Genomic DNA, 24594 nt, shown 5'->3' on the forward strand with positions numbered 1-24594 from the left:
CCTCAAATTCAGAACAATTATCTGTTTCGTTTCAACCACTTGCTGATGAATCCCTTGATGCCTTGTACTTTAGCGGTTTCTACTGAATCCACAGCCAGATAGCTCTGCGCAAGCCTCTGCACATCCCTGGCTGCAATACTGTTCGGAAAAGCCACTGAGAATGGAATTTGTTTCTTAACGGCCTGTACTACATGCGGGTCACTGCTGATGTAACCGAGGAAGGGAAGCTCTAGCTGCAGGAAGCGGCTGGCTGCCATCCTAATTTTGTCACTGGTGGCCCGTGCCTCCCGTTCATCCCCTGCCTGATTGACAATCAGCCTGAACGAGACCTCCGGATGACTATTATGAACAACCTTCATCAGTGCATACGCATCTGTAATTGCGGTAGGCTCGGGCGTGGTCACCACCAGGCAGTCGTCGGCAGAAGTGATGAATTTCATCGTTTCCTTGGACAGCCCCGCCCCTGTGTCAAACAGGATAAAATCCATGGTATCGGCAATGCTTGCAATCTGTGTGGTAAAGTAGTTCAGATCCGCCTCAGAGAGTGTGAACAGCTCGTCCATCCCGGAGCCCCCTGCAATGAAGGGTAACGCTTGCGGTCCGAGTTGAATGATCTGTCCGATCTCCGCCTCCCGCTTGAGCAGGTGGTACAGATTGTATCTGGAGGAGACTCCCATAAGGACATCAATATTGGCCATGCCGATATCGGCATCGAACAAAAGCACTCTCCGGCCCATGGCCTTCAGCGCAAGCGCGAAGTTAAGGGTGAAATTCGACTTCCCGACGCCCCCCTTCCCGCTGCATACTGTGATGATCCGGGCGGAGGCACCGCTTCCGGGAGCCTGCCTCGTATCCTGGCTGGAGACCAGCCGCCTTAATGCCTGCGCCTGGTCCATCACCCGCCCCCTGTTCCCAGCAGCATGCCGCCAATCTGCTCCCCAGTGGCCATAAGAAGATCATCCGGAACATTTTGTCCGTTGGTAATATAAGAGAGCTTCAGCGGGTAATCATTCAAGACATTGAACAGCGGGCCATAGCTGCCCGTTTCATCCAGCTTAGTGAATACTACCTTGTCCAGCTGGTATCTGCCGAAGTGCTCTGCAATCTTTTTCATGTCACGACTCTTGGAGGTCAGGCTCAGCACCAGCAGGGTCTCGCTCTTAAGCTCCTTGGCGAGCAGGCTCTGCAGTTCAGCCACCAGGATTTCATTGCGGTAATTCCGTCCGGCAGTATCCATTAACACCAGATCACAGCTCTCCAGCCGGAACATCGCCCGCTGCAGATCACCCGGCGATTGCACAACCTCCAGCGGCATGTTGAGAATGGAGGCGTAGGTTCTAAGCTGTTCAACGGCCGATATCCGGTAAGTATCCGAGGTAATCAGCCCAACCTTACGGCCTTGCTTGAACAGCTGCTCCGCTGCCAGCTTGGCGATCGTTGTCGTCTTGCCGACCCCTGTCGGCCCGGCAATATATACAATCCGCGTATCCGGGGCAATACCGCCGGCAATTCGTCCCGCCAGAAAACCGTCAATCTGCTCTCTAAGCACAGCCTCGAATTGCTCCGGTCCCCAGCTGCTTCCTTCCTCACGGTAACGCTCCAGAACGTATCCGATCCATTCCTCTACGAGAACAGCGTCAGTCTCCTGGTCAATCAGGCGGCTACGTAAGGATTCCAGCGCATCCGGCAGCTCGGCAGCCCCTGAGGAATAACGTGCGATACGTTCCATCCATTGCTTCATATCCCGGATCTCCCGCAGGACATCACTCTCAGTCGCAGAGGCACTCTCAGGTTCAGGCTGTTCTGCCGCAAGCGATTCATAGATGGCTCCAAGCTTCTTCCGGCTCTCCTCCGGCTGCGGTACAGACGGCTGGCCTGCTGCAATATCCTCAGTGCGCATATCCGGCGGATCAGTCTTGGTCAAAGGCGGCATCACAGCGACACCTCCGCCCTGCTCCAGCGGATCAGCCAGTGCTGCGGCAATCTCGGCAAACGACTTGGCGGCTGCCGCCTCCCTTACCGTCACAGACGGCGGGAGAGGAGGAGCAGCGGCTGAGGCAGCCTTCTGATAGGCCTCTGGCACTGCATTTCGCGGTACGTTCATTGGCGGTGCAGGAATCTTCTCCTGCGCAGCCGCCTTTGCCCCGTTCTCCACAGCAGCTACAACCTCGATCTTCTTTTTCGTGAACATGCCCATGAATCCGCCAACCTTTATTTCTTTGGTGCTTAAAATAACGGCATCGCTTCCAAGCTCGCTGCGGATCGAATGCATGGCGTCAGGCATCGTATCGACCACATAACGCTTCACTCTCATAAGTTCACCACCCCGACGCTTTGAATTTCAATGTTTGGCTCCAGCTCGCTGTAGGACAGCACCGGGATATCCTGCATGGTCCGCTCAATCACCTGGCGCAGATACATGCGAATCGTTGGAGAGGTCAGTACAATCGGCTGCTGGCCGGATTGCAGGAGACGGTTGATCTGCTCCGTAAGCCGCTGATAGACGGTTTGGGTAGAGACCGGATCAAGCGCCAAGTAGCTGCCTTGCTCCGTCTGCTGCACGCTCTCGGAAATTTTTTTCTCAAGTCCGGGACCTACGGTAATGACACGCAGGGTCTCTCCCGTCTGAGAGAACTGCTGTGTAATCTGTCTGGAGAGGGATTGCCGCACATATTCAGTCAGAATATCCGGGTCCTTGGTATACGTGCCGTAATCGGCAAGCGTCTCGAAAATGGTGACGAGATCGCGGATGGATATTTTCTCCCGCAGCAGCTTGCCCAGCACCTTCTGAACATCCCCTACAGCAAGAATGGAAGGAATCAGTTCATCCACCAGTACAGGGTAATTCTCCCTGAGATTGTCGACCAGCTGCTTCGTCTCCTGACGGCCCAGCAATTCGTGTCCATACCGTTTGATCAGCTCGGTCAAATGCGTGGCTACAACGGAAGGCGGGTCGACCACGGTATAACCGGATAACTCAGCCCGCTCCTTCACCGACTCATCGATCCATAGGGCAGGCAGCCCGAAGGATGGTTCAATAGTCTCAATCCCGCTAATCGACTCGTCATCATAACCAGGGCTCATGGCAAGATAGTGATTAAGTAATAATTCACCGCCGCCAACGTTATTTCCTTTAATTTTGATGACATATTCATTCGGTTTTAGTTGAATATTGTCGCGTATGCGAATAACCGGCACGACTAGACCCATCTCCAGCGCACATTGCCGTCGAATCATGATGATACGGTCGAGCAGATCGCCGCCCTGTCCCGTATCCGCCAAAGGAATCAGACCATAACCAAATTCGAATTCGATCGGGTCCACCGTAAGCAGATTAATAACACTTTCGGGACTGCGTACCTCTTCGATCTGCTTCTCCTCGACCAGTTGTTCATCGGCAATCTGCTGCCTGCTTGCCTTCTGTCCCATACTGTAAGCCGCATAAGCCATCAGCCCCGCCAAAGGAAGCGTGGACATAATCGTAATCGGGGTAAAGAACCCCAGAAACGCAATGGTCGCAGCCACTATGTATAGAAGCTTCGGATAGGACAGCAATTGTCCGGTCAGATCCTCGGCCAGATTGCCCTCCGAAGCCGCACGGGTAACGATGAGACCGGAAGCCGTGGAGATCAGCAAGGCCGGAATCTGGCTGACCAGACCGTCACCGATAGTCAGGACAGAGTAGGTTGAGAGTGCTGTCTGGAACGACATACCATGAACGGTCATACCGATAATGAAGCCGCCGATCAGGTTGATAATGAGGATGATGATACTGGCAATGGCGTCCCCTTTAACGAACTTACTCGCACCATCCATGGCTCCGAAGAAATCCGCCTCGCGTTCGACATTACGGCGGCGTTCCCGTGCCTGCTGCTCATTTATCATCCCCGCATTCAGATCCGCGTCAATACTCATCTGCTTACCGGGCATCGCATCCAGCGTGAAGCGGGCGCCTACCTCGGCCACGCGCTCCGAACCCTTGGTGATAACAATGAACTGAACCACAACCAGGATCAGAAAGACAATGAACCCGATAGCGATCTGTCCCCTGGCAATCCAGCTTCCGAAGGTCGCTACGACCTCCCCGGCATGGCCATCAGCCAGAATCAGCTTGGTTGTTGACAGGTTCAGCGCTAAGCGGAACAGCGTTGTGATCAGGAGCAGTGAAGGAAATATTGAGAACTGCAACGGATCTCTGGTATTCATGGCGACCAATATAATGGTCAGGGCTATCGAGATATTGACAATTAACAGTACATCCAAAAGCCAGACAGGGATGGGCAGAATCATCATAAGCACAATACCGATAATGCCCAGTAGAACTGTTAGATCTTTAGCTTTCAATGTCCTTAACCTCCCCCGGCTTATCTCCTCTTGCCTTTAAGCTTATATACATAGGCCAGCACTTCGGCAACTGCCTGGAACAGATCGGCCGGCACTACATCACCGATCTCCGCTCTCTGGAACAATGCCCGTGCCAGCGGCTTATTCTCCATCGTTACAACACCATGCTCCTTGGCCAGTTCCCTGATGCGGAGTGCCACATAATCCTGGCCCTTGGCTATAATCTGAGGAGCCTCCATTGTGGAACCGTCATACTTCAGGGCGACTGCAAAATGGGTCGGGTTCGTGATGATAACATCAGCCTTGGGGACCTCCTGCATCATCCGCTGCATCGCCATTCTGCGCTGACGTTCCCTGATCTTGCCTTTGATGATGGGGTCGCCCTCCATCTTTTTGTACTCATCCTTAATGTCCTGCTTGGACATCTTGAGACTCTTCTCATGCTCGTATTTCTGATAGATATAGTCCAGTACAGCCATTATAAAAAGAGCCGCTGCAATCTTGATGCCCAGGCTCATGGTCAGCTTCGCAACGAAGGCGTATGCCCCTTCCGCATCGACATGCGAGAGGCGTGCAAAACTCTCCTTCTGTCCCCAAAGCGTACTGTAAACCAGATAGGCAATCAGGATGAGCTTAAAGATAGATTTGAGGAACTCTACTACGGAACGCATGGAAAAAATATTTTTGAAGCCTTTGATGGGGTTGATCTTGCTGAACTTAGGCGTAATTCCTTCGCCTGAAGCCATGAAGCCTACCTGTGCGAAATTAGCCACGAGCGCCAGCAGGAAGGTGATGCCCAGCAGCGGAGCGAGCAGAATGAGGATCTGCAGCCCGTACTGGTTAAACAGCGTAGAGATATTCTCCGGTGTTACCTCAAGCATCATCCGGTTCTGGAACACATCTGTGTAGAGCTTGATAAACCGTTCTTTCATGAAGCCGCCGAAGACGCTCAGTGACAGCAACGCCGAGAAGAGGACCACTGCGCCTGACATTTCAGCACTTTTGGCAACCTGCCCCTTCTTGCGGGCATCCTGCCGTTTCTTTGGAGTGGCTTTCTCTGTCTTATCTCCCCCGAACAGCTGAAGGTTCAGTTTGTATCTTGCCTGTTTTGCCAAGACAATCTCTCCTTACCGTAGCCTAAGGACTCTTCCCAATGAGGCCAAGCAAGTTGTGCATGGACTCGAACATAATCTCGAAGAGATTCTGGAACAGCGCAGCCATCCCCGGCATCAGTATAAGAAGCAGCGCCAGACCGATAATGATTTTGAGCGGAACACCGATGACAAACACATTATATTGCGGAGCCGTTCTCGCCAGGAAGGCCAGGCCTACATCCGTCAGGAACAGTGCAGCAACCAGCGGAGCCGACATTTGAAAGGCCAGCATAAAGGATTGAGCAAAGGTGCGGATCAGAAACTCTGACAAGCTTCCGCCGATCATTTTGAGGAACAGATCATTATCGATCGGCACCCATTTATAGCTGTATACAATAGCATCCAGCAGGTAGTGGTGGCCATTCATGCTCAGGAACAGCAGCAGCGCAATCATATACTTGAAGTTACCGATAATCGGCGCCGAGGCCCCGGTCATCGGGTCAATGACGTTCGCAATCCCGAACCCGATCTGAATATCGATAAAAGAGCCCGCAGTCTGAATCGTCATAAACATCAGGTAGGCGATAAACCCAAGCAACAGCCCGATTAATGCCTCCCTGATAATCAGGAGGATAAACCCCAGATCCTGCGGAACTGTAATATTCATGCTGCCTGAGCTGAAGATGACCATCGATACAAAAAAAGACAAACCAATTTTGAACGTTGTCGGCACGCTTTGCGACGAAAAGACAGGAACGACAACAAAAAAGGCGGTAATTCGACAAAAAATCAACAGAAAGACAGGAAAACTTTGCACCAGGGTCTCTATATTCATAGACTCAACCGATATACATATAGAGACTGCCCAGAATTTGGCTGGTGAAATCCACCAGCTTCGTTATAATCCACGGACCGAACAGCAGTAAAGCAAGCAGTACGGCAACGATTTTGGGAACAAACGCCAGGGTCTGCTCCTGAATCTGGGTTGTGGCTTGAAAAATACTGACGATCAGTCCTACCACCAGACCAAGAATCAGCATGGGGGCGCTGGTCTCCAGCACTAAATATACGGCTTGGCCGGCCAGGCCGATAATAAACTCCGCATTCATCCCATGTACCTCCTCTTACAAGTCAGGTGTTAAAACTCAGCAGCAGTGATTTGACTACTAGGTACCAGCCGTCCACCAGCACAAAGAGCATAATTTTGAAAGGCAAAGATATCATTACCGGCGGCAGCATCATCATCCCCATGGCCATCAGGGTGCTGGACACCACAATATCAATAATAAGAAAAGGAATAAAAATCATAAAGCCCATGGTAAACGCCTTTTTCATCTCGCCGATTGCAAAAGCAGGTACCATTACTGTTAAAGGAATATCATTATAGCTGGCGGGCTTCACTGTAGCATTATTGCCGGTATAGTTCATGAACAGCAGCAGGTCCTTCGTATTCGTCTGCTTGAACATAAACTCCTTAATCGGCTCCTGCGCTTTGTTCAGTGCCTCGCTCTGGGTCAGAGTGCCCTTCATATAGGGCTGTAAGGCCGTCTCGTTCACAGTTGCCAGCGTCGGCGACATAATGAACAGGGTTAAGAATAAAGCCAGTCCTACAAGCACCTGGTTCGGAGGCATCTGCTGTGTACCCAGTGAGGTTCTCACGAACCCCAGTACGATCACAATCCGCGTGAAGCTGGTCATCAGCACCAGGAATGAAGGAGCAATGCTAAGCACCGTTACCAGCAGCAGGATAGAGATGGAGCTCGTCCCTCCGCTTGAAGCATCGTTGTCCCCCACCGAGATATTGATATTAGGAATCGGGTCAGCATGAACCGGATGCAGGAGCAGCACGCTGAAAATACCAAGCAACAGAAAAGAAAGAATCAGCTTTTTTTTCATAAATCCTCCGACTCTTTCCTGAGATCCTCATCCCTGCGCAGTTCCTCCAGCTTCTCCTTGCGCTCTGGCGCCAGGGCAAGCTTGGATTGCAGCGTCTCATAGAAAGACGAAGTCTCATGAATCTCAATTTCCTGGGACGGCACCTCACCGCGCAGCTTGGACTTGATTTTGGCGATAAGCGGTGAAATGAAGTTGTCCGTTCCTGAGGCCTGGTCTTCAAAGGCGGATATAATCAGCGCCACCTCTGCCGGATCGGTGATCTTGTCCATCATGGTGATGTCCTCGCCTACTCCGATCAGATAGAGGCTGCCGCCCAGCTCAATGACCTGAATCGACTTATTCGGACCCAGCCCCAGCGCACCCAGCGTGCGGATGGAACGGCCGCTCATCAGAGTCTGATTGCGGCGTCCCAGAAAACGGATCAGCAGCACGATAAGAATAACAATGACTGCCAGAAAAAAAACAACCTTTAATAAATTCAGCAGGGCATTACTACTGTCTCCGAGCGTTCCGGAAGCAAATAACATACCTCGTTCCTATATACCCAGCGTTTTGTTGATGGCTTCAATGACACGGTCTGCCTGGAAAGGCTTCACAATAAAGTCCTTGGCACCGGCCTGGATTGCATCAATAACCATAGCCTGCTGACCCATGGCTGAACACATAATGACTTTGGCATTGGCATCTACTTTTTTAATTTCCTTAAGGGCGGCGATTCCGTCCATTTCAGGCATGGTGATATCCATCGTGATCAGATCCGGACGCAGTTCCTTAAATTTCTCTATAGCCTGTGAACCGTCCTGGGCTTCACCCACTACCTCAAATCCGTTCTTCGACAAAATGTCCCGGATCATCATTCTCATAAATGCTGCATCGTCCACGATTAGAATTCGGTTAGCCATTTTTACAAAATCCTCCCTAAGTATGCTTATTGTAATTTTTGTATACGGTCCCACTGGCTGACGATATCCGTAACGCGGACACCGAAGTTTTCGTCGATAACTACGACTTCCCCCTTGGCAATGAGCTTGTTGTTAACCAGAATGTCAACAGGCTCACCTGCCAGCTTGTCCAGTTCAATAATTGAACCTTGCGACATTTCCAGAATATCTTTGATCTGCTTCTGGGTCCTTCCTAATTCTACGGTTACCTTCAGTGGTATGTCCATCAATAAATTTAAATTATTTTCGTCAATATTGCCAAAAGCCCCTGCACTCAGATTCGCAAATTGCACAGGCTGTACATTTACATTACGGCCCTGTGCCGGATTCTGCGGCTGAGCCTGCGGGTAGGGCGTGCCTTGCGGCGGCATTCCGTAAGGCGGCATGCCCTGCATCCCATAAGCCGGCATCCCTGCCGGAGGATAATAATATCCCCCTTCCGGCATTCCCGGATAAGGCGGCATTCCCTGACCCTGCGGCGGATATTGCGGCGGGTACCCTCCCGCCTCCGGCGCAGGCATCTGCTGCTGAGCTGTAGGCGGCGCCTGCGGTGGTTCCGGTGCAGGCGCTGGTGCGGCTGCCGGAGGCGGAGTCGGCGTTGCTTCCGCAGAGGAGACGGCCGCTTCCTGGTCAGCCTGGCTGACATCGCCAAGCAGCATGGTCACCATATCCTTGGCGAATTGTACAGGCAGCAGCTGCATGATGGTGGAATCAATCAGATCGCCGATCTTGAGGCGGAAGGAAATCTGGATTAGAGTCTCATCATCCGGCAGACTGCCTACACCTTCTCCGCTAGACATGTTAAGAATGTCAATGCCTGGCGGAGAAATGTTGACGAATCTGTTGAAGATCGTTGACATTGAGGTAGCGGACGAGCCCATCATCTGGTTCATCGCTTCCTGCACAGCACTGATATGAATTTCGTTCAGTTCCTCGTCTTTGGGATCTCCTTCCCCGCCGAGCATCAAGTCGGCAATGACCTGCGCATCCCTGATCTTGATAACCAGAGAATTGATGCCCTGGAAACCGTCGACATACTGTACGTGAACAGCTACATGAGGTTTGGGGAAAGCTTCCTCGAACTCTCCGCGTGTAATAATGGATACCTTAGGGGTAGTAATGTCAACCTTCTTACCCAGCAGGGTAGAGAGTGCGGTTGCCGCACTTCCGAAGGTGATATTGCCGATCTCTCCCAGTGCATCCTGTTCAAAAGGTGTTAAGTAATCATCCACGGTCTTCGGTGAAGGAGCCAAATTGCCTTCCGCAGACTGTCTAAGAAGAGCATCTATCTCTTCCTGGGACAAATAATCTTTACTCGTCAAACTCTTCAACCCCTTCGCTGACAATCTCGTCTATTTGCACAGCCACACGTTCTTTGATCATCCCCGGACTTCCAATGAATTTCAGCTTGTCTCCCACCTTAATCGACAGACCGGAATCCACCGTCTTGTTAAGAGAAATCACGTCGCCGATGCTGAGCCCGAGAAATTCAGCAATGGATAAATTCGATTCGCCCAGCTCAGCCACGATTGGAAGCTGCGCCCGGTGAACTCTGGCCCGGATGGCCTCGAGCTCTACCTCATCCCGCACCTTTTTCTCGGAGACAAACCACTGGTGCACCGAGAGCCTTGACATAATCGGCTCCAGCACAACGTGCGGAATACAGAGGTTGATCATCCCCGTCGTGTCTCCTATTTTGGTACTGAGGGAGATCAGGGCAATCGTTTCATTGGGCGATACAATCTGCATAAACTGCGGATTCGTTTCCAGCGCCTCCATCCGGGGATGGATATCAAGCACCGTCTTCCAGGCTTCCTGCAGACTTTCAAAGCATCTGCTGAAAATCCTCTCCATAATAGTCGTTTCGATTTCAGTTAACGCATTGATTTTGGAGGGTGCTGTTCCGAAGCCGCCAAGCAGACGGTCCAGCATGGCAAAAGCAATATTCGGATGCACCTCCATCACCATCCGGCCCTCCAGCGGCTCGGCCTCAAAAATATTCAATATCGTCATTTTGGGAATGGAGCGGATAAACTCGTCATAAGGGAGCTGCTCTACTTGAACGACATTGATCTGCACGAAGGTGCGCAACTGGGCCGAAAAGTACGTTGTAAGATAGCGGGCAAAGTTATCATGAATCCGGGTTAAGCTGCGGATATGATCTTTGGAGAAGCGTACGGCCCGTTTGAAATCATAGGAGCGGATCTTTTTAGTGGTTTCTTCTTTTTTAAGTTCGTCGGCATCCATTTCACCGGATGAAAGTGCAGCAAGCAGAGCATCAATTTCGTTTTGTGATAGTACATCAACCAATTCAATCACCCCCCTATCAAAGAATAGACCCGCCTGCAGCTACATTGGTGCCATTATGAATTTGGTGAATTCAATCTGGGTAATCGAACCTTCTGTCAGGTTTTTATTAATGATGTTCACCAGTTTGCTGCTGAACTGATCTTTGCCGCTGGCCCCATTCAGCTCCTCGGGTTTGGCATCGGCAATCGCTTTGATAATCAGCGGTGTTATTTTAATCGATTTTATTTTTTCGAATTCTTCCTTGGACGCCGCCGAATCTAATTGAAGCGCGATGTCAACTGAAAGGATGTAATCGGGATCGGCGAGATTAGTTTTGATATCCTGGATTTCGGCCGTCATCTTAACAATTTCATCAGCAGTCATCTTCTTCGTCTCCACGTTCTGAACAGCCTTGTTCACTTCATTCCCGTCACTTGGGAAAAACCTGTCCATCAGCAAGAATGCAGCGACTACGATAAGTGTAACGGCCAGCAATATCGTGATGAGCCATGGCAGCATCTTTTTCATGAAAGCTCCTCCATTGACTGGACTTTAATGGTGGCAGCGTGTGTGCCTATGTCCCTGTTATATTCCTTGATCTTGCTAATGACTTCATCGGCCTTTTCAAGCACGATCAGCCTTTTGCCGGTTACCAGCGTAATGTACGTGTCCGGTGATTCCTCAACCATTTCAACCAGCAGGGCATTCAGCCACATCCCCGCCCCGTTCAATCTTGTTACCGAAATCATGACAGGCCTCCTAACCTAAATAGGGGGAGGAGTTCCTCCCCCACGACTGCAATAACATTTCCGCTTGCAGGCAAAACGTTATTATTCAGCAAGTTACATATTATGGTTCAAGCTTAACGCTTCAGATTAACCACTTCCTGCAATACTTCATCGGAAGTGGTGATAATCCGCGAATTCGCCTGGAATCCACGCTGGGTAACAATCATTTCCGTGAACTCGCCGGTCAGATCCACATTGGACATTTCCAGCTGGCCGGCAACGATGGTGCCTGTCCCTACTTCTGCATCATTGGCAGTTGTCGGTTCCAGAGCGCCTTCAGCATTTGCATTTAAGGACATACGGTACAGGTTGCCGCCGATCTTCTCAAGCCCCTGGGGATTGCTGACTTTACCCATACCGATCTGAACGCCAGCTGTCGTTGTGCCGTCTGCCATCGTCTGCACAATTGTTCCGTCACTGGAGATGGAGAATGCCGTAACATCGTCAGCGAGCTGAATGACTTCGCCTCCGGAGTCAACGACATGTAAACCATCCGATGTAATCAGATTCCGGCTGGCATCCACATGGAAATCTCCGGCGCGGGTCAGGAACGGTACATCCTGGTCACCCGTGAGCTTCACCAGAAAGAACCCGTCTCCGTCGATCCGCAGATCTGTAGGATTATTGGTAGTCATCGCACTCCCAGCTGTATGCATGGTGTCGACAGAACCGATGGACACCCCAAGACCGATCTGCTTGGCATTGACACCGCCTTGTCCGCCATCAACCGGTGCTGTAACACCTGAAACGGTCTGGCTCATGATATCCTTGAACATCACGCGTCCTGACTTGAAGCCGATGGTGTTAACATTCGCAATATTGTTACCAATGACATCGAGCTTCGTCTGAAATCCGCGCATACCTGAAACCCCTGAGTACATAGATCTTAACATTAATAATCGTCCTCCCGGTTATAGAGTCTTCTGACTCTTAAGAATTTAAAAAGATGCAGCTGGAACGGTGGCCGCGTCAGTCGGTCGGCAGCCACTGTCGGCTCTCCAGTAAGGACCAGCCGATATCAAGATATAATTACTGCACTGTCTATCTGTGTGAATACATTGTCTTTCATTGAGTTGCCGTCCATCGCAGTAACAACTGTCCTGTTCTTTACACTTACAATCAATGCCATATCCTTCATAAGAATCAGAGATTCTTTGCTGCCCTTAGCGGCTGCTTTGTCAACCGCAGAGGAGATCTGATCCAGTTGGCGGCTGCCAAGCTCGATTCCCCGCTGCTCCAGGCGTTTGGCTGCATGGTTGCTGAACTTCAGCATATTCTTCTGCAGTACGCTCTCGAACGACGCTTCAGGACCTACCGAACCCTTAACAGATTGCTGACGCTGCAGAGCGGAAGGATGAACCGCTGCCGGATACAACTGGCCGATGGTTATTCTGTCGCTCATGTTGTCTCCCCGCTCTCCCCGCCACCTGCTGGAGGTGTACTGCTTGCCGGAGACTCGTTGCTTGCCGGAGTCTCACTGGGCGCTGGTGTCTCGCTACCTGGCGGAGGTGTAGTGCCGGCATTCTGGATTTGCATAATATCCGTTAGAGCAATCCGCTCCTTGCCTACCACTGCGTATTGCACACCGCTGCTGACTACAATCGATTCAACATTGCCGGATTTAGGCAATTTCGTCTCGGCATCCGTCCAGGTGATATCCTTCCCGATCAATCCGGATACAGAGCCAAGGGACTGATTCAGCGCTGTAAGCTGGGTGGATATGTTCATAAGCTGCTCTACGGATGAGAATTGAGCCATCTGGGCGATGAATTCCTTATCCTCCATCGGCTGCATCGGATCCTGATTCTGCAGCTGGGTAATCAGTATTTTCAAGAACTGATCCTTGCCCAGTGTAGAGGTGCCTGTGGTCTTGGGTGTTTTATCATCCGCTACATAATTCCATTGGTTGCTGTTAGACACGGGATTCGTTGCCATATCATTTCACCTCGCTTGTTCTGTTCATCAAATCTTGGTTGAGAATCCGCCGCTCTGGTTACTGTCCTGCTGAGCTGCTGACACCCAATCCTTCCATTCTCCATTAAGCTCTGCGGCAAGCACAGCATCTGCCGATTCTTCCTGGCGTTCCCGTGAACGTCTGCCTTGCTGCTGTCCGCCTGCGCCTGTCTGCTGGCCCTGCCCTCCGGTCCACTGTGACTGAGGAGAGTTGTTGTTCTGCGTCACTTCGAGGCGCTCTACCTGAAGCCCCTGGGACTGTAAGGCCATACGAAGCTGGCTCATCTGCTGCTCAAGCATATCCTTGGTTCCGGCATGCTGGGTCATGAACTGTGCCACCAGATTTCCGTTTTGCATGGTAATCTTCACATCAACTTGTCCAAGATTCTCCGGGAACAAGGTGATCGTAGCTTCAGCTACTCCACCCTTCTTGACAATCTCAAGCTTACCGCTGATGAAGGTATTCATCTCCTCGGCGAATTGCTGGACTGGCACTGGCGCGGCTTCCGCCTTGAGCGGTGCAGTAATTCCGTGCCGCAGGGATAATTGGCCGGCCGTTACAACCTCCGGCTCCTTAGTCGTCCCTTCGCCAGCGAGCAAAGGATCTTCGGCATGCACTGTCTCCTTCATTGCGGAAGTCAATACTGTGGCAACAGGAGTGGAACCCTCAGGTGCAGTTACCGTTTCGGAATTGCCAGCCGCAGCTGCTGCATCCAACATGGAACGAGTGCTGGCTGAAGCCCCCAGTAATCTGCGGACATCCGTTGCCAAATCTGCCTTGCTATACATTTCCACCTTCGGCTCGCTTCCCGTGGCCTGCTTAAGCGGCACCGCTGGAGTATCAACAACTGCTGGAGCCTTGTTAGCCATAGACTTGTGATTAACAGGCGCACTCTCCGCCATAATAGCCGAGAATTGATTCAGAAGTGCCGCTCCTTTGACAGCAGTCTCCTGATCGCCGCTAACAGCTGCCGTCTGAACCAGTTGAACCAGGCTGTTCACTTCATCCTGAACGGCAAAGCGCAGGGTTTCTGGGTTCTGAGCAAGCGGTGACAAGCCTGTTGAAGCTTCAGAAGCAGTCGATCCAGCATCCTGCGACCCTGTAGAGGGATTACCGGACACAAGAGCAGATACTTGAAGCAGCCAGCCTTGAAGCGCTGCGATTAGCGCCGGATCAGCTTCCAGACTGGTGTCCAGCTTCTCTATATCCTGCACCAGACCTTCCAGCAGATTCGTTTGCTTGACATCTGTACTGCCTGCCTCTTCTCCCTTAGCCTGAACAGCACTCAGAAGTCCTTGTAATAATGAAGCCAAATTACCGGCTACTGGAGTCTCAGTGCCTTTGACAGCCGTAACTCCTACCATGCTCTGCACAAGCGTCTGGGCAAATGGCGTCGCCGGATTAACCGTTCCGGTAGTTCCTGGCGTTGTTCCGCCTGAAGCAGCCAGATTGCCTGCGGTTAAGGTTTGTAGAATAATACTCATCTTTTTCACCTCCCTTCAAGGTTTATTTTCCGCCCATCAGACGGTTGACGATTTTGGCTGTCTGCTTGCTGTCTTTCTTGGTCATTTCCCCCAGAATGGAGGAGCGGACCGAGTCACTCACTGTATTCAGCACAGTGATGACCTTATCCGGACTAAGGCTGTACATGGAACCGAGCAGGACTGCTGCATCCGCAGCGGGCATGCTGGTGAAGGTCTGGCCTAGCTTCTCCTGATCCAGATTAGCTGAAGGCTTGGGAGTTACCGTACCCGTCTCCTGCTTTAGCCGGGATTGCAGGGCTGCAATAGCCATATCGGTTGAATTTGTGGTTTCTTTTAGCTTTATGGAGACATCTGCCGCTTTCTTGGCATCCATTTTTTCCAGGATGGCCGATTTGCTGGCATTATTCATCACACTGAAGATTTGAACCATCTCTTCGGTAGTCAAATTCTCCATAATCGGTGCCGCTTTGGAGGCCTTCATCCCGGCATACAGCTTGGCCAGATCCGTCACCTTCTTCAGATAAGGATCTTCCTCCTCTTCGGGGGCTGCGGCCGTTTCAGCAGCGGTCTTTAACTCATCCACCTGCTTTTGAAGCGCTTCTGCCTTGGTGACCTCCGCTGCCTTGTCTTCCTCCGCCTTTTTCAGCTTCTCCTCCCCAGCAGCAAGCTGAGCTTTGAGTTCTTTAATCGTGCTAGCAGAGCTGGCAGCCTGTTCTTTGCTCTCTGCTGGCTTCTCTGCGGCATCACCCGGCGCTGCCGGGTCCGCCGGCGGATCAGGCACCCATTTTTCTATAATAGGAATTTTGTTGGCAATCGCCAGCACGTTATTGCGGATATCCATATTAAATAGGGTCAACAATACCCCAAGCAGTACAAGCGTGAAAATGATTGGAATCATCAAGAACAAGAAACGCTCTAATTTGCCTGCCGACCCTTCATCTTCAAATTCCATCTGATTATTTGCCACTAGCGGAAACCTCCCGGGTTAGAGGGATTTCATCGCGAAGCGGACGGTAGCCATCTCATCCAGTTCGTTTTGTTCCCGTAAACTCATATTCTGCAGAAATGCGGTTTGTGCTTTGTCTTTAGCTTTGAGCCATACCTTCTCATCCAGAACCTTCGTACTCAGATGATCCTGCTTATTCTGAACCTCAACATGTGCCCGGCTAATGTCAGAATGCTTGCGGGCAATGCATTTGTCGAGATAATCCACGTAATCCTGCATTTCGCGAAGCTTAGCCATCGGTGTCTTCTGCTGTGCTGCACTTTGCAGGGACAACATCAGCGTACTGCGCTGGCCGATTAATTCATCAAGGCTTTTTTCCTGTGCCTGCAGTTCTCCGAGTGCGCTTGAGAGCATCCACTCTGCCTGTGTTTTTTCGTTACCCTTCAAGTCCACCACTTTTTGAAAAGTATAATGGAATCTCATGATCAATCAACTCCTCGAGAACTGTGAAATTAAAGTCTGCTGCACTTCGCTAAGGGTTACCTTCTCGTTGACCTTTTGTTTGGTGAAATCCCAGATGCTGTCGATGTAATGCATCGACTCATCGATTTGCGCGTTCGAGCCCCGCTGGTAGGCCCCGATGTTAATCAGATCCTCGGAATCCTTATATACGGCCATCAGGCGTTTCACATTCTCGGCTGCAGCAATCTGCTCCTCCGGGGCGATATCCTTCATCACCCGGCTGATGCTGGCGAGAACGTCAATCGCCGGAAAATGTCCTTTGTTGGCTATATTCCGGTTCAGAACAATATGTCCGTCCAGAATACCGCGTACAGCATCTGCTATCGGCTCGTTCATATCATCACCGTCAACCAGCACCGTGTAGAACGCGGTGATTGAGCCCGTTGGACCCGTCCCGGCCCGTTCCAGCAGCTTAGGCAGACTGGCGAATACAGAAGGTGTGTACCCTCTCATCGCCGGCGGCTCGCCGACTGCCAGCCCTACCTCACGCTGGGCCATCGCATAACGTGTTACCGAGTCCATCATCAGCATGACATTCAGACCACGGTCGCGGAAGTACTCGGCAATTGTAGTAGCGATCAGCGCCCCCTTGATCCGGATCAGCGCAGGCTGATCGGAAGTGGCCACAATGACCACCGAACGCTGTAGACCTTCGGGTCCCAGATCCCGCTCAATGAAATCAAGCACCTCTCTGCCCCGTTCACCGATCAGCGCAATCACATTGACATCTGCCGAGGTGTTGCGGGCAATCATGCCCATCAGAGTACTCTTCCCCACACCCGAGCCGGCAAAAATCCCTACACGCTGCCCCTTTCCGATCGTCAGCAGTCCATCTATAGCCCGGACTCCAATACTGATCGGTTCGGCAACCCGCGGGCGGTTAAGCGGATTGGATGGAATGTTGAAGGTGGAGCTATGCGGCATTCTGGCCGGTATCAGAGAACCGTCCAGCGGCTGTCCCAGTCCGTCAAGTACCTTCCCGAGCAGCTCCGAGCCGACTTGAACGCTCAGCGGCTTGCCGGTGCCCACCACATCACAGCCAGGTCCGATAGCCTGCAGTTCGCCAAGCGGCATTAGCAGCACCTTGTTATCGCGGAATCCTACAACCTCTGCCTGGAGCGGCTTACTTCCTTTGGCAGGATAGATATAACAGACATCACCGATGCTGGCGTCAGGCCCTTCCGACTCCACCATCAGCCCGATAACCTGTGTAACCTTGCCGTTAATCCTTACCGGATCGAAGTTACGCAGCTGATCTTTGTATCTTCTGCTGTCAAGCATCGTCGTCCCCATTTCTGTGTTCATCCGAGTCCAGAGCGATTCTTAGCAGTTCTTTTTTGATTTCGGCAAGCTGGGTATCGACACGGGCATCGATGCTGCCGAAGGAAGACCGGATCACACACCCCAGATCTCTGACCGTTGAATCCGGGAGAATCTGCAGCTCAGCCTGTGAGTCCACCGCAAGCGAGAGTTCTTCCCGGGCTGCATTGACAAAAGCAAACTGTGCAGGAGAGACACAGAGTGAGATCAGCCCCTGCTCGCGTTTGCGGGCCAGATTCTTACGGATCAGATCCATTGCAAATTGCGGTTCTATGGTTAGCTGCTTGTCCACGATTTTCTCAGCAATATCGCAGCTCAGCTCCACAAGGAAGGGTTCCGCCTCCTGAATAATTACATCTCTTGCCCGGTAGGCTTCCTGAAGCACGGTCCGCGCTTCTTCCATCATCTCGGCGAGACGCCGGGACATCTCCTGCTCTGCTTGAGCCAGACCTTCCTGGTACCCCTGCTGATAGCCCTCGGATTTGACGGCTTCGATCAGCAGCTCATCCTGTTCCCTGCGCTCACGCCACCATTTTTCAGCTTCAGTCCGCGCTGATTCCACAATATTCTCCGCTTCCTCGGAGGCGCTGCGGACTTGACTCTCCGCGAACTCCTGAGCATCCTTCAGCATTTGCTTGCGTGACTGCTCCGCTGCCTCCCTGGCGGGGTCCTGGTAGTGGACTTCACCCGGAGGCTCTTCTGGAGCCGGCTCTTCAGTCAGACCTGCATGATGCCTGGCCTGTTCAAGACGCTTCAGCACATCTACCGGAATATATTGAGAATGTTTGATCAGCTTAGACAATAATGTCATCTCCTCCGCCACGGGCGATGATAATTTCACCAGACTCTTCGAGTCTGCGGATCGTGCCTACGATGCGGGTCTGTGCTTCTTCCACATCACGCAGCCGCACGGGCCCCATATACTCCATTTCCTCGCGGAAGGTCTCGGCCATACGCTTGGACATATTGCGGAAGATAACATCCCGCACTTCCTCGCTGGCCACCTTGAGCGCAAGCTGCAAGTCCGCGTTGTCGATATCCTTGATAATCCGTTGAATCGAGCGGTTGTCGACATTGACGATATCCTCGAAGACGAACATCCGCTTCTTGATTTCCTCGGCCAGCTCCGGGTCCTGAATTTCCAGGGAATCGAGAATAGTACGCTCTGTACCGCGGTCTACGCCGTTCAGAATCTGTACAATCGATTCGATACCGCCTGCGTTCGTATAATCCTGGGTTACTGTAGCAGACAGCTTCTGTTCCAGGACACGTTCGATCTGTGTTACCACCTCTGGAGAGGTGCTGTCCATGATCGCTATTCTTCTGGCTACCTCCGCCTGCTTCTCCTGAGGCAGGGAAGACAGAATGGAGGCCGCCTGTTCAAATTGCAGATAAGAGAGTACAAGGGCAATCGTCTGTACATTCTCGTTCTGAATGAAGTTGAGAATCTGGTTCGGATCTGCCTTGCGGGCAAAATCGAAAGGCCTTACCTGCAGCGTTGCTGTCAGGCGGTTGATAACTTCGAGCGCCTTGGCTGAACCGAGAGCTTTCTCGAGAATCTCCTTGGCGTAATTGATACCGCCCTGCGAGATATATTCCTGGGCGAGACAGATCTGATGGAATTCGGACATGATCGACTCTTTTTCGCCGCTGTCCACTTTGCGTACATTCGCAATCTCCAGCGTCAGCTGTTCGATTTCCTCATCCCGCAGATGCTTGAATATTTGTGCCGATACTTCAGGCCCTAGTGTGATAAGCAGGATCGCCGCCTTTTGACGGCCGCTGAGTCCCTGCTGGCTAGCTTTTGCCATTTCTTCACCTCTGTTCTTCAGCAAGCCAAGTGCGGAGCAGATTTACGAATTCATCCGGCTTCTTCTTCGCCAGACTTTCCAGCTGCTTGCGGACCTGACTTTCATTCGTCACGCTATCCATATTAATTGAAGGGAACTCGGTAGGAACCTGCAGCGGAATATCTTCTTCCACCTCTTCCTCCTGCTTGTTCTTGCGGCTGCGGTAGATTAGATAACCTCCGCCTGCACCGACGAGCAGAGCAGCAGCACCGATCGCCCAGATCATCCAGGTTGCCAGTCCGCCGGTTGTATTCTCGGCAGCGGCACCTCCAAATTGTTGTGAGAATACCGAAACTTTTTTGGTCAGGTCGGCGTCTGTATAAGTAATACCTGAATCTGCCAGGGACGCGCGGACAATGTTGACCAGAATGTTCTGGATGGCTCCTGAGGTAGCATCGTCCAAAGTTGTTTGTCCTGCAGGTGGTTCAACCGCGACATTTATGGTTAAATCTTTTACAGTATATGGACTTGCGATAATATCTTTAGTGATTCTAGTAACTTCATAGTTCCTTGTCTCCGATGATTCCTCAGAAGAAGAAGCACCTGTGTCAGCCCCCGCAGGATAACCTGCAACATCTTCAGATCCTGTACCTGCGACTCCTCCGGAAGTGTTCCCTTGGCCCGAGAATGTTTTGCTGATAATCTGCGAGCTGATCTCAATCCCCTTCATATTCTCAGCATCCACCGGTACTACGACATCTTCCTTTCTGTTCTCCTTATCGAAATTAAGCTTGGAGAACACCAGAACATCGACCTTATCGGGACCTGTGAGGGTACTCAGGAATTGCTTCACATCTCGCTTCACATCATCTTCGAATTTCTTCTTGAGGGCGAAGTTCTCTTCAACTTGGCTTGCGATCCCCGCCTGGCCGCCCTTGGCCGTGGGTTTCAGCTCCACCTCGTTGTTAGTGATCGTAATGTTGTCGATGGGAAGATTCGGAACAGCAGTCTTCACCAGATTGAAGTAGCCGTCAATATTCTCCTGAGAAGGTCTGAATCCCGGATCAAAGCTCATCACCACGGAAGCCTGCGCTTTCTCCTGATCCTCTTGTGAGGCGAATACCGTCTCCTTCGGCAGGGTAATGAGAACCTTGGCGTCTTTAATCCCCTGCATCCTTCTCATCAGCTGTTCTACTTCACCATTAAGCGCATTGTTGTATTTAACATTGAATTCACTGTCTGTAGTCCCGATCATGGACGAGGATTCATTGAATACCTTGTACCCGATCGAGCCCTGCTGAACGATCCCCTGAGAACCAACAGCTATCTTGATACGTGCAGCATCCGTGCTGGGAACGGAGATGCTTTTGCCATCCGGGCTTAAACGGTAAGACACCCCTGATGTATCCAAGTAACTCATAACTCCCGCTGAATCGGTACTGTCCAGGTCCTGAAAAGCAACCTCATATTCAACCTTCGATAACTGCATAGTTGTAACTACGATTACTATAATGATAATAAACAGAGTGGAGAAAAACATTATCTTCTGTTTACCGCTGAATCTGTTCCAATACTGGGTTATCTTCTCCCGGTACTGGGCCAATCTTTCATTCACAGTGTCACCCCATCCGAAACGTAGCTAGGATTATTTAGATTTGAGTTCTCATAATTTCCTGATAGGCTTCAATCACTTTGTTCCGGACTTGTGTAGTCAACTGCAAACTCAGCAATGCCTGTTGGGACGAAATCATAGCCTCATCAATGTTGACCTCTCCCAGTACAAATTTGTTACTCATGTCTTTCGCCTGCTGTTCCTGATCTGCTACCTGGTTAAGCGCATTCTCCAGATATGAACCGAAGCTCTGTCCCGGCTCTTGCACGGCTGATGATTCTGCAGCTACGGATTTCATAGCGAGAGGCTGAACCGCCTGGTTCCCGATCAATAAATTCTGTATCAATTCTTCTCCCCCTAGACAGTCAATTCATTCTAACGGCCAATTTCAAGCGCCTTGGTCACCATCGATTTGGATGCATTCAGCATCGTAACATTCGCTTCGTAAGAACGGGAGGCAGACAGCATGTCCACCATTTCCTTGGTCACATCCACATTCGGCATATAGACATAACCGTCAGCGTCTGCATCAGGATGGCTCGGATTATATACCGGCTTCAGCGGAGAAGAATCCTCAATAATCGACTTCACCTTGACGCCATCATTGCCGCCGCTCATCTTGGAGCCGAGTATATTCGCGAAGCTGTCAGCCTGGGTAGTCTCCAGAACTGTGAGCTTACGGCGGTAAGGTACGGCTTTGCCGTCTACCACGGAGGCCCGAGTGGTCTCGGCGTTGGCGATATTGGAGGAGATCACATCCATCCGCAGTCGCTGGGCGGTTAAAGCCGAGGCGCTAATACCAAAGCTGTTGCCAAAGTTCATTATTTATTACCCTCCCTGTACAACTGTACGCATCATTGTGATCTGACTGTTCAGCTGTTCTACATAGGAGTTGTATCTCAGCTGGTTCTCGGCGCTCAGCGCCTGTTCACGATCCATATCCACATTATTGCCGTTGTTATTCATAGATGTAGTCTCATCGGTACTGACTACAGCGGCCGGCATGCCGGTCACTGTCCCGAAGCGGAAATGACGGGAGTCTGATACCTTCGCACCCAGTGTAGGTTTAAGTCCGCTCTCCTGATCTCTCAGGAAGCTCTCAAAGCTAACATCTGAACGTTTAAAATTTGGTGTATCATTATTTGCTACATTATTAGCCAGAACACTTTGTCGTTTGGTGGCGGCATCTAGGCCTCCTTGTAATCTTTGAAAACTGACACTGTTCAGCAAACCCATAGTAATCCCCCTTCCAAACCTATCATAATGAAAAGAATTCCACAACTTTGTTCAAATCCCTGCTTATTTTCGACAAATAAAGTCATTTTTTTCACAACATATTCGCCTTAAAGTCGAACCATGTCGAGGAATGATTCTTATGTCAATCTCACATACATTGATTCTCTTAGAATTTGTATATTATTACAATAAGAAATAAGCCCTATCTTTTCAGAAAAGAGAGGGCTTAAAGCATGTTTTTACAATTATTTTCCTTTTTTATTACATTTTCTGCTTTATTATAGATTTTTTTAACTTTTAATGCATGAATTTAGAATCAAATTTATATAACCTTAATTCTAATTACCTATATTGAAGATTTTGTGGCTCTGTCAGCTTAGAGGATATATTGGCTTAAGTCGCGGTCCTGCGCGATTCCTGCCAGTTTTTCGCGAACATACTCCGGCGTGATGACCATTGTATCCAGCGTCAGCTCAGGTGCCTCGAACGATAGATCCTCCAACAGCTTTTCCAGGATCGTATGAAGACGCCGCGCTCCGATGTTCTCCATATTCTGATTCACGGAGGCCGCGATCTTGGCAATTTCCTGAATGGCTTCCTTCTGGAACTGGATTTCAATGTTCTCTGTCTGCAGTAAATGGACATACTGTTTCGTAAGTGCGTTCTCAGGCTCCGTAAGAATAGATACAAAGTCCTCAAGTGTAAGACTGCTCAGCTCCACACGGATCGGGAAACGTCCCTGAAGCTCAGGGATCAGATCTGAAGGCTTGGCGATATGAAAAGCGCCTGCAGCGATGAACAGCACGTAGTCTGTCTTCACAGGCCCGTATTTGGTCATGACAGTCGATCCCTCGACGATGGGCAGAATATCACGCTGCACGCCTTCGCGGGATACATCGGGACCTGAGCCCTTGCCTTGGCTGGCTACCTTATCGATCTCATCGATGAAAATAATCCCGGATTGCTCTGCGCGGGCTACGGATTCCTGAATCATGTCGTCTGTGTCGATCAGCTTGGCCGCTTCATCCTGGATCAGTACCTTGCGGGCCTCACGGATCGGCAGCTTGCGCTTCTTCGTACGCTTCGGCAGCAGGTTACCGAACATCTCCTGCATATTCATGCCCATCTGGTCGTTGCCCTGGCCCGCGAACATATCCATCATGGAAGGCGTCGTGTCCTCGACATCAATCTCAATGACGTCATCCTCTAACTGGCCGGCAAGCAGCTTGAACTTGATCCCTCTGCGGCGTTCGCTCAGGCTTCCGTCCTCCGGCTCTTCCTTGGATTCTTCCGCCCCGCCGTTGTTTCCGCCAAAAATCATCTCAAACGGATTGCGCTGCGATTTGCCCTTCGAGGAGGACGGAACCAGTATTGCCACAATCCGGTCATTCGCCAGCTCTTCTGCGCGGTCCTTCACCTTTTCGGTGCGCTCCAGCTTCACCATACGGATAGAGGTCTCCACCAGATCACGGACCATAGACTCCACATCGCGCCCCACGTAGCCGACTTCCGTAAATTTGGTAGCCTCTACTTTGATAAACGGGGCATTAACAAGCTTAGCCAGACGCCGGGCAATCTCTGTTTTACCTACACCGGTAGGTCCAATCATCAGAATATTCTTCGGCACAACCTCATCCCGCAGCTCCTCGGACAACAGACTGCGCCGATACCGGTTGCGGAGGGCAACGGCCACTGATTTCTTGGCCTGCTTTTGACCTACGATATATTTGTCAAGCTCTGTTACGATCTGGCGTGGCGTAAGCGATTGATTCACCATTGTGACTTCCTCCCTTTATATATGGCACCTTGCCTATAGCTCTTCGACAATAATATTGGAATTGGTATATACACAGATCTCGGAGGCAATTTGCAGCGCTTCTCTGGCAATGTCACCGGCACCGAGCTGCGGAGCATGGCGCTTAAGTGCCCGCCCGGAAGCCAGCGCAAAGTTCCCGCCGGAGCCGATCGCCAGCACATCATCATCCGGCTCGATAATTTCACCGTTGCCGGAGATCAGCAGCATGCCTTCCTTATCCATTACGATCATGAGGGCCTCCAGCTTGCGCAGAATACGGTCCTGACGCCAATCCTTGGCCAGCTCCACCGCCGCCCGCTGCAGATTGCCGTGATGCTCCTCAAGCTTGCCCTCGAACTTCTCGAACAGTGTAATTGCATCAGCCACGGAGCCTGCGAACCCGGCAATGACCTGGCCTCTGTACAGGCGGCGGACTTTCTTGGCCGTTGTCTTCATAATGACACTCTCTCCGAATGTAACCTGGCCGTCACCGGCAATCGCCGCATGGCCGTTATGTCTTACCGCACAAATCGTAGTTGCATGAAAGCTGGGTAACATGATGGGCACCCTCCTCAGATTAGGT

The 24594-nt window shown here is 51.1% G+C and carries 28 protein-coding genes; all 28 read right to left on the reverse strand.

What is annotated here, in order from left to right; all coding sequences use genetic code 11:
• Positions 1 to 17: 17 nt before the first annotated feature.
• Positions 18 to 899 carry a MinD/ParA family protein gene (locus tag NSS83_RS05670; protein WP_341185377.1) on the reverse strand — a complete coding sequence of 294 codons (882 nt, stop codon included), beginning with the start codon at positions 897 to 899 and terminating at the stop codon, positions 18 to 20.
• Positions 896 to 2314 carry a flagellar biosynthesis protein FlhF gene (gene flhF / locus NSS83_RS05675; RefSeq protein WP_341185376.1) on the reverse strand — a complete coding sequence of 473 codons (1419 nt, stop codon included), beginning with the start codon at positions 2312 to 2314 and terminating at the stop codon, positions 896 to 898. Before flhF ends, NSS83_RS05670 begins: the two co-directional genes overlap by 4 nt.
• Complete coding sequence (gene flhA, locus NSS83_RS05680) at positions 2311 to 4344, reverse strand: flagellar biosynthesis protein FlhA (protein WP_036692533.1); 2034 nt, start codon at positions 4342 to 4344, stop codon at positions 2311 to 2313. The genes flhF and flhA overlap by 4 nt, the downstream gene beginning before the upstream one ends.
• Positions 4345 to 4364: 20 nt before the next feature.
• On the reverse strand, positions 4365 to 5459 hold the full coding sequence (flhB, locus tag NSS83_RS05685) for a flagellar biosynthesis protein FlhB (protein WP_083677977.1): 1095 nt from the start codon (positions 5457 to 5459) through the stop codon (positions 4365 to 4367).
• Between the two features lie 22 nt (positions 5460 to 5481).
• Complete coding sequence (fliR, locus tag NSS83_RS05690) at positions 5482 to 6273, reverse strand: flagellar biosynthetic protein FliR (protein ID WP_036692526.1); 792 nt, start codon at positions 6271 to 6273, stop codon at positions 5482 to 5484.
• Positions 6274 to 6277: 4 nt separating this feature from the next.
• Complete coding sequence (fliQ, locus tag NSS83_RS05695; protein ID WP_036692523.1) at positions 6278 to 6547, reverse strand: flagellar biosynthesis protein FliQ; 270 nt, start codon at positions 6545 to 6547, stop codon at positions 6278 to 6280.
• Between the two features lie 22 nt (positions 6548 to 6569).
• Positions 6570 to 7334, reverse strand: a complete 765-nt coding sequence (gene fliP / locus NSS83_RS05700) for a flagellar type III secretion system pore protein FliP (RefSeq protein ID WP_341022677.1) — start codon at positions 7332 to 7334, stop codon at positions 6570 to 6572.
• Positions 7331 to 7861, reverse strand: coding sequence for a flagellar biosynthetic protein FliO (locus NSS83_RS05705; RefSeq protein WP_341185375.1), 531 nt, complete (start codon positions 7859 to 7861; stop codon positions 7331 to 7333). The genes fliP and NSS83_RS05705 overlap by 4 nt, the downstream gene beginning before the upstream one ends.
• 9 nt (positions 7862 to 7870) lie before the next feature.
• Positions 7871 to 8236 (reverse strand): response regulator, encoded by a 366-nt coding sequence (locus NSS83_RS05710; RefSeq protein WP_036692515.1) that lies wholly within the window; start codon positions 8234 to 8236, stop codon positions 7871 to 7873.
• A 26-nt stretch (positions 8237 to 8262) separates the two neighbouring features.
• Complete coding sequence (fliY, locus tag NSS83_RS05715) at positions 8263 to 9597, reverse strand: flagellar motor switch phosphatase FliY (protein ID WP_341185374.1); 1335 nt, start codon at positions 9595 to 9597, stop codon at positions 8263 to 8265.
• Positions 9587 to 10585: a flagellar motor switch protein FliM gene (gene fliM, locus NSS83_RS05720; protein ID WP_036692509.1), complete on the reverse strand. Its 999-nt coding sequence runs from the start codon at positions 10583 to 10585 to the stop codon at positions 9587 to 9589. Before fliM ends, fliY begins: the two co-directional genes overlap by 11 nt.
• Before the next feature lie 39 nt (positions 10586 to 10624).
• A complete protein-coding gene (locus tag NSS83_RS05725) occupies positions 10625 to 11092 on the reverse strand; it encodes a flagellar basal body-associated FliL family protein (protein ID WP_036724673.1) in 468 nt (155 codons plus the stop codon).
• Positions 11089 to 11313, reverse strand: a complete 225-nt coding sequence (locus NSS83_RS05730; protein ID WP_036724671.1) for a flagellar FlbD family protein — start codon at positions 11311 to 11313, stop codon at positions 11089 to 11091. The genes NSS83_RS05725 and NSS83_RS05730 overlap by 4 nt, the downstream gene beginning before the upstream one ends.
• A 113-nt stretch (positions 11314 to 11426) precedes the next feature.
• Positions 11427 to 12245 (reverse strand): flagellar basal body rod protein FlgG, encoded by an 819-nt coding sequence (flgG, locus tag NSS83_RS05735; RefSeq protein WP_341185373.1) that lies wholly within the window; start codon positions 12243 to 12245, stop codon positions 11427 to 11429.
• Between the two features lie 125 nt (positions 12246 to 12370).
• Complete coding sequence (locus tag NSS83_RS05740) at positions 12371 to 12754, reverse strand: TIGR02530 family flagellar biosynthesis protein (protein ID WP_341185372.1); 384 nt, start codon at positions 12752 to 12754, stop codon at positions 12371 to 12373.
• Positions 12751 to 13287 carry a flagellar hook capping FlgD N-terminal domain-containing protein gene (locus NSS83_RS05745; protein ID WP_341185371.1) on the reverse strand — a complete coding sequence of 179 codons (537 nt, stop codon included), beginning with the start codon at positions 13285 to 13287 and terminating at the stop codon, positions 12751 to 12753. Before NSS83_RS05745 ends, NSS83_RS05740 begins: the two co-directional genes overlap by 4 nt.
• 27 nt (positions 13288 to 13314) lie before the next feature.
• Positions 13315 to 14790, reverse strand: a complete 1476-nt coding sequence (locus NSS83_RS05750) for a flagellar hook-length control protein FliK (RefSeq protein ID WP_341185370.1) — start codon at positions 14788 to 14790, stop codon at positions 13315 to 13317.
• Positions 14791 to 14812: 22 nt separating this feature from the next.
• On the reverse strand, positions 14813 to 15757 hold the full coding sequence (locus tag NSS83_RS05755; protein WP_341185369.1) for a kinesin: 945 nt from the start codon (positions 15755 to 15757) through the stop codon (positions 14813 to 14815).
• Positions 15758 to 15775: 18 nt separating this feature from the next.
• Complete coding sequence (gene fliJ / locus NSS83_RS05760; protein WP_340940068.1) at positions 15776 to 16219, reverse strand: flagellar export protein FliJ; 444 nt, start codon at positions 16217 to 16219, stop codon at positions 15776 to 15778.
• A gap of 6 nt (positions 16220 to 16225) precedes the next feature.
• Positions 16226 to 17551: a flagellar protein export ATPase FliI gene (gene fliI, locus NSS83_RS05765; protein WP_305954387.1), complete on the reverse strand. Its 1326-nt coding sequence runs from the start codon at positions 17549 to 17551 to the stop codon at positions 16226 to 16228.
• Positions 17532 to 18380 carry a FliH/SctL family protein gene (locus NSS83_RS05770; RefSeq protein WP_341186781.1) on the reverse strand — a complete coding sequence of 283 codons (849 nt, stop codon included), beginning with the start codon at positions 18378 to 18380 and terminating at the stop codon, positions 17532 to 17534. Before NSS83_RS05770 ends, fliI begins: the two co-directional genes overlap by 20 nt.
• Positions 18373 to 19389, reverse strand: a complete 1017-nt coding sequence (gene fliG, locus NSS83_RS05775; RefSeq protein WP_036692485.1) for a flagellar motor switch protein FliG — start codon at positions 19387 to 19389, stop codon at positions 18373 to 18375. Before fliG ends, NSS83_RS05770 begins: the two co-directional genes overlap by 8 nt.
• 4 nt (positions 19390 to 19393) lie before the next feature.
• On the reverse strand, positions 19394 to 20983 hold the full coding sequence (fliF, locus tag NSS83_RS05780) for a flagellar basal-body MS-ring/collar protein FliF (protein WP_341185367.1): 1590 nt from the start codon (positions 20981 to 20983) through the stop codon (positions 19394 to 19396).
• Positions 20984 to 21017: 34 nt separating this feature from the next.
• Entirely contained in the window at positions 21018 to 21326 is a 309-nt protein-coding gene (gene fliE / locus NSS83_RS05785; protein ID WP_036724654.1) for a flagellar hook-basal body complex protein FliE, read from the reverse strand.
• A 29-nt stretch (positions 21327 to 21355) separates the two neighbouring features.
• Positions 21356 to 21802, reverse strand: a complete 447-nt coding sequence (gene flgC, locus NSS83_RS05790) for a flagellar basal body rod protein FlgC (RefSeq protein ID WP_341185366.1) — start codon at positions 21800 to 21802, stop codon at positions 21356 to 21358.
• A gap of 6 nt (positions 21803 to 21808) precedes the next feature.
• Positions 21809 to 22216, reverse strand: coding sequence for a flagellar basal body rod protein FlgB (gene flgB, locus NSS83_RS05795; protein WP_341185365.1), 408 nt, complete (start codon positions 22214 to 22216; stop codon positions 21809 to 21811).
• Between the two features lie 376 nt (positions 22217 to 22592).
• The gene (hslU, locus tag NSS83_RS05800) at positions 22593 to 23993 is read right to left on the reverse strand and encodes an ATP-dependent protease ATPase subunit HslU (RefSeq protein ID WP_036724651.1); all 1401 of its coding nucleotides are present in this window, start codon (positions 23991 to 23993) and stop codon (positions 22593 to 22595) included.
• A gap of 33 nt (positions 23994 to 24026) precedes the next feature.
• On the reverse strand, positions 24027 to 24569 hold the full coding sequence (gene hslV / locus NSS83_RS05805; RefSeq protein WP_341147949.1) for an ATP-dependent protease subunit HslV: 543 nt from the start codon (positions 24567 to 24569) through the stop codon (positions 24027 to 24029).
• Positions 24570 to 24594 lie beyond the last annotated feature (25 nt).

This window comes from Paenibacillus sp. FSL H3-0469, assembly GCF_038051945.1.
Lineage (GTDB): Bacteria > Bacillota > Bacilli > Paenibacillales > Paenibacillaceae > Paenibacillus_AQ.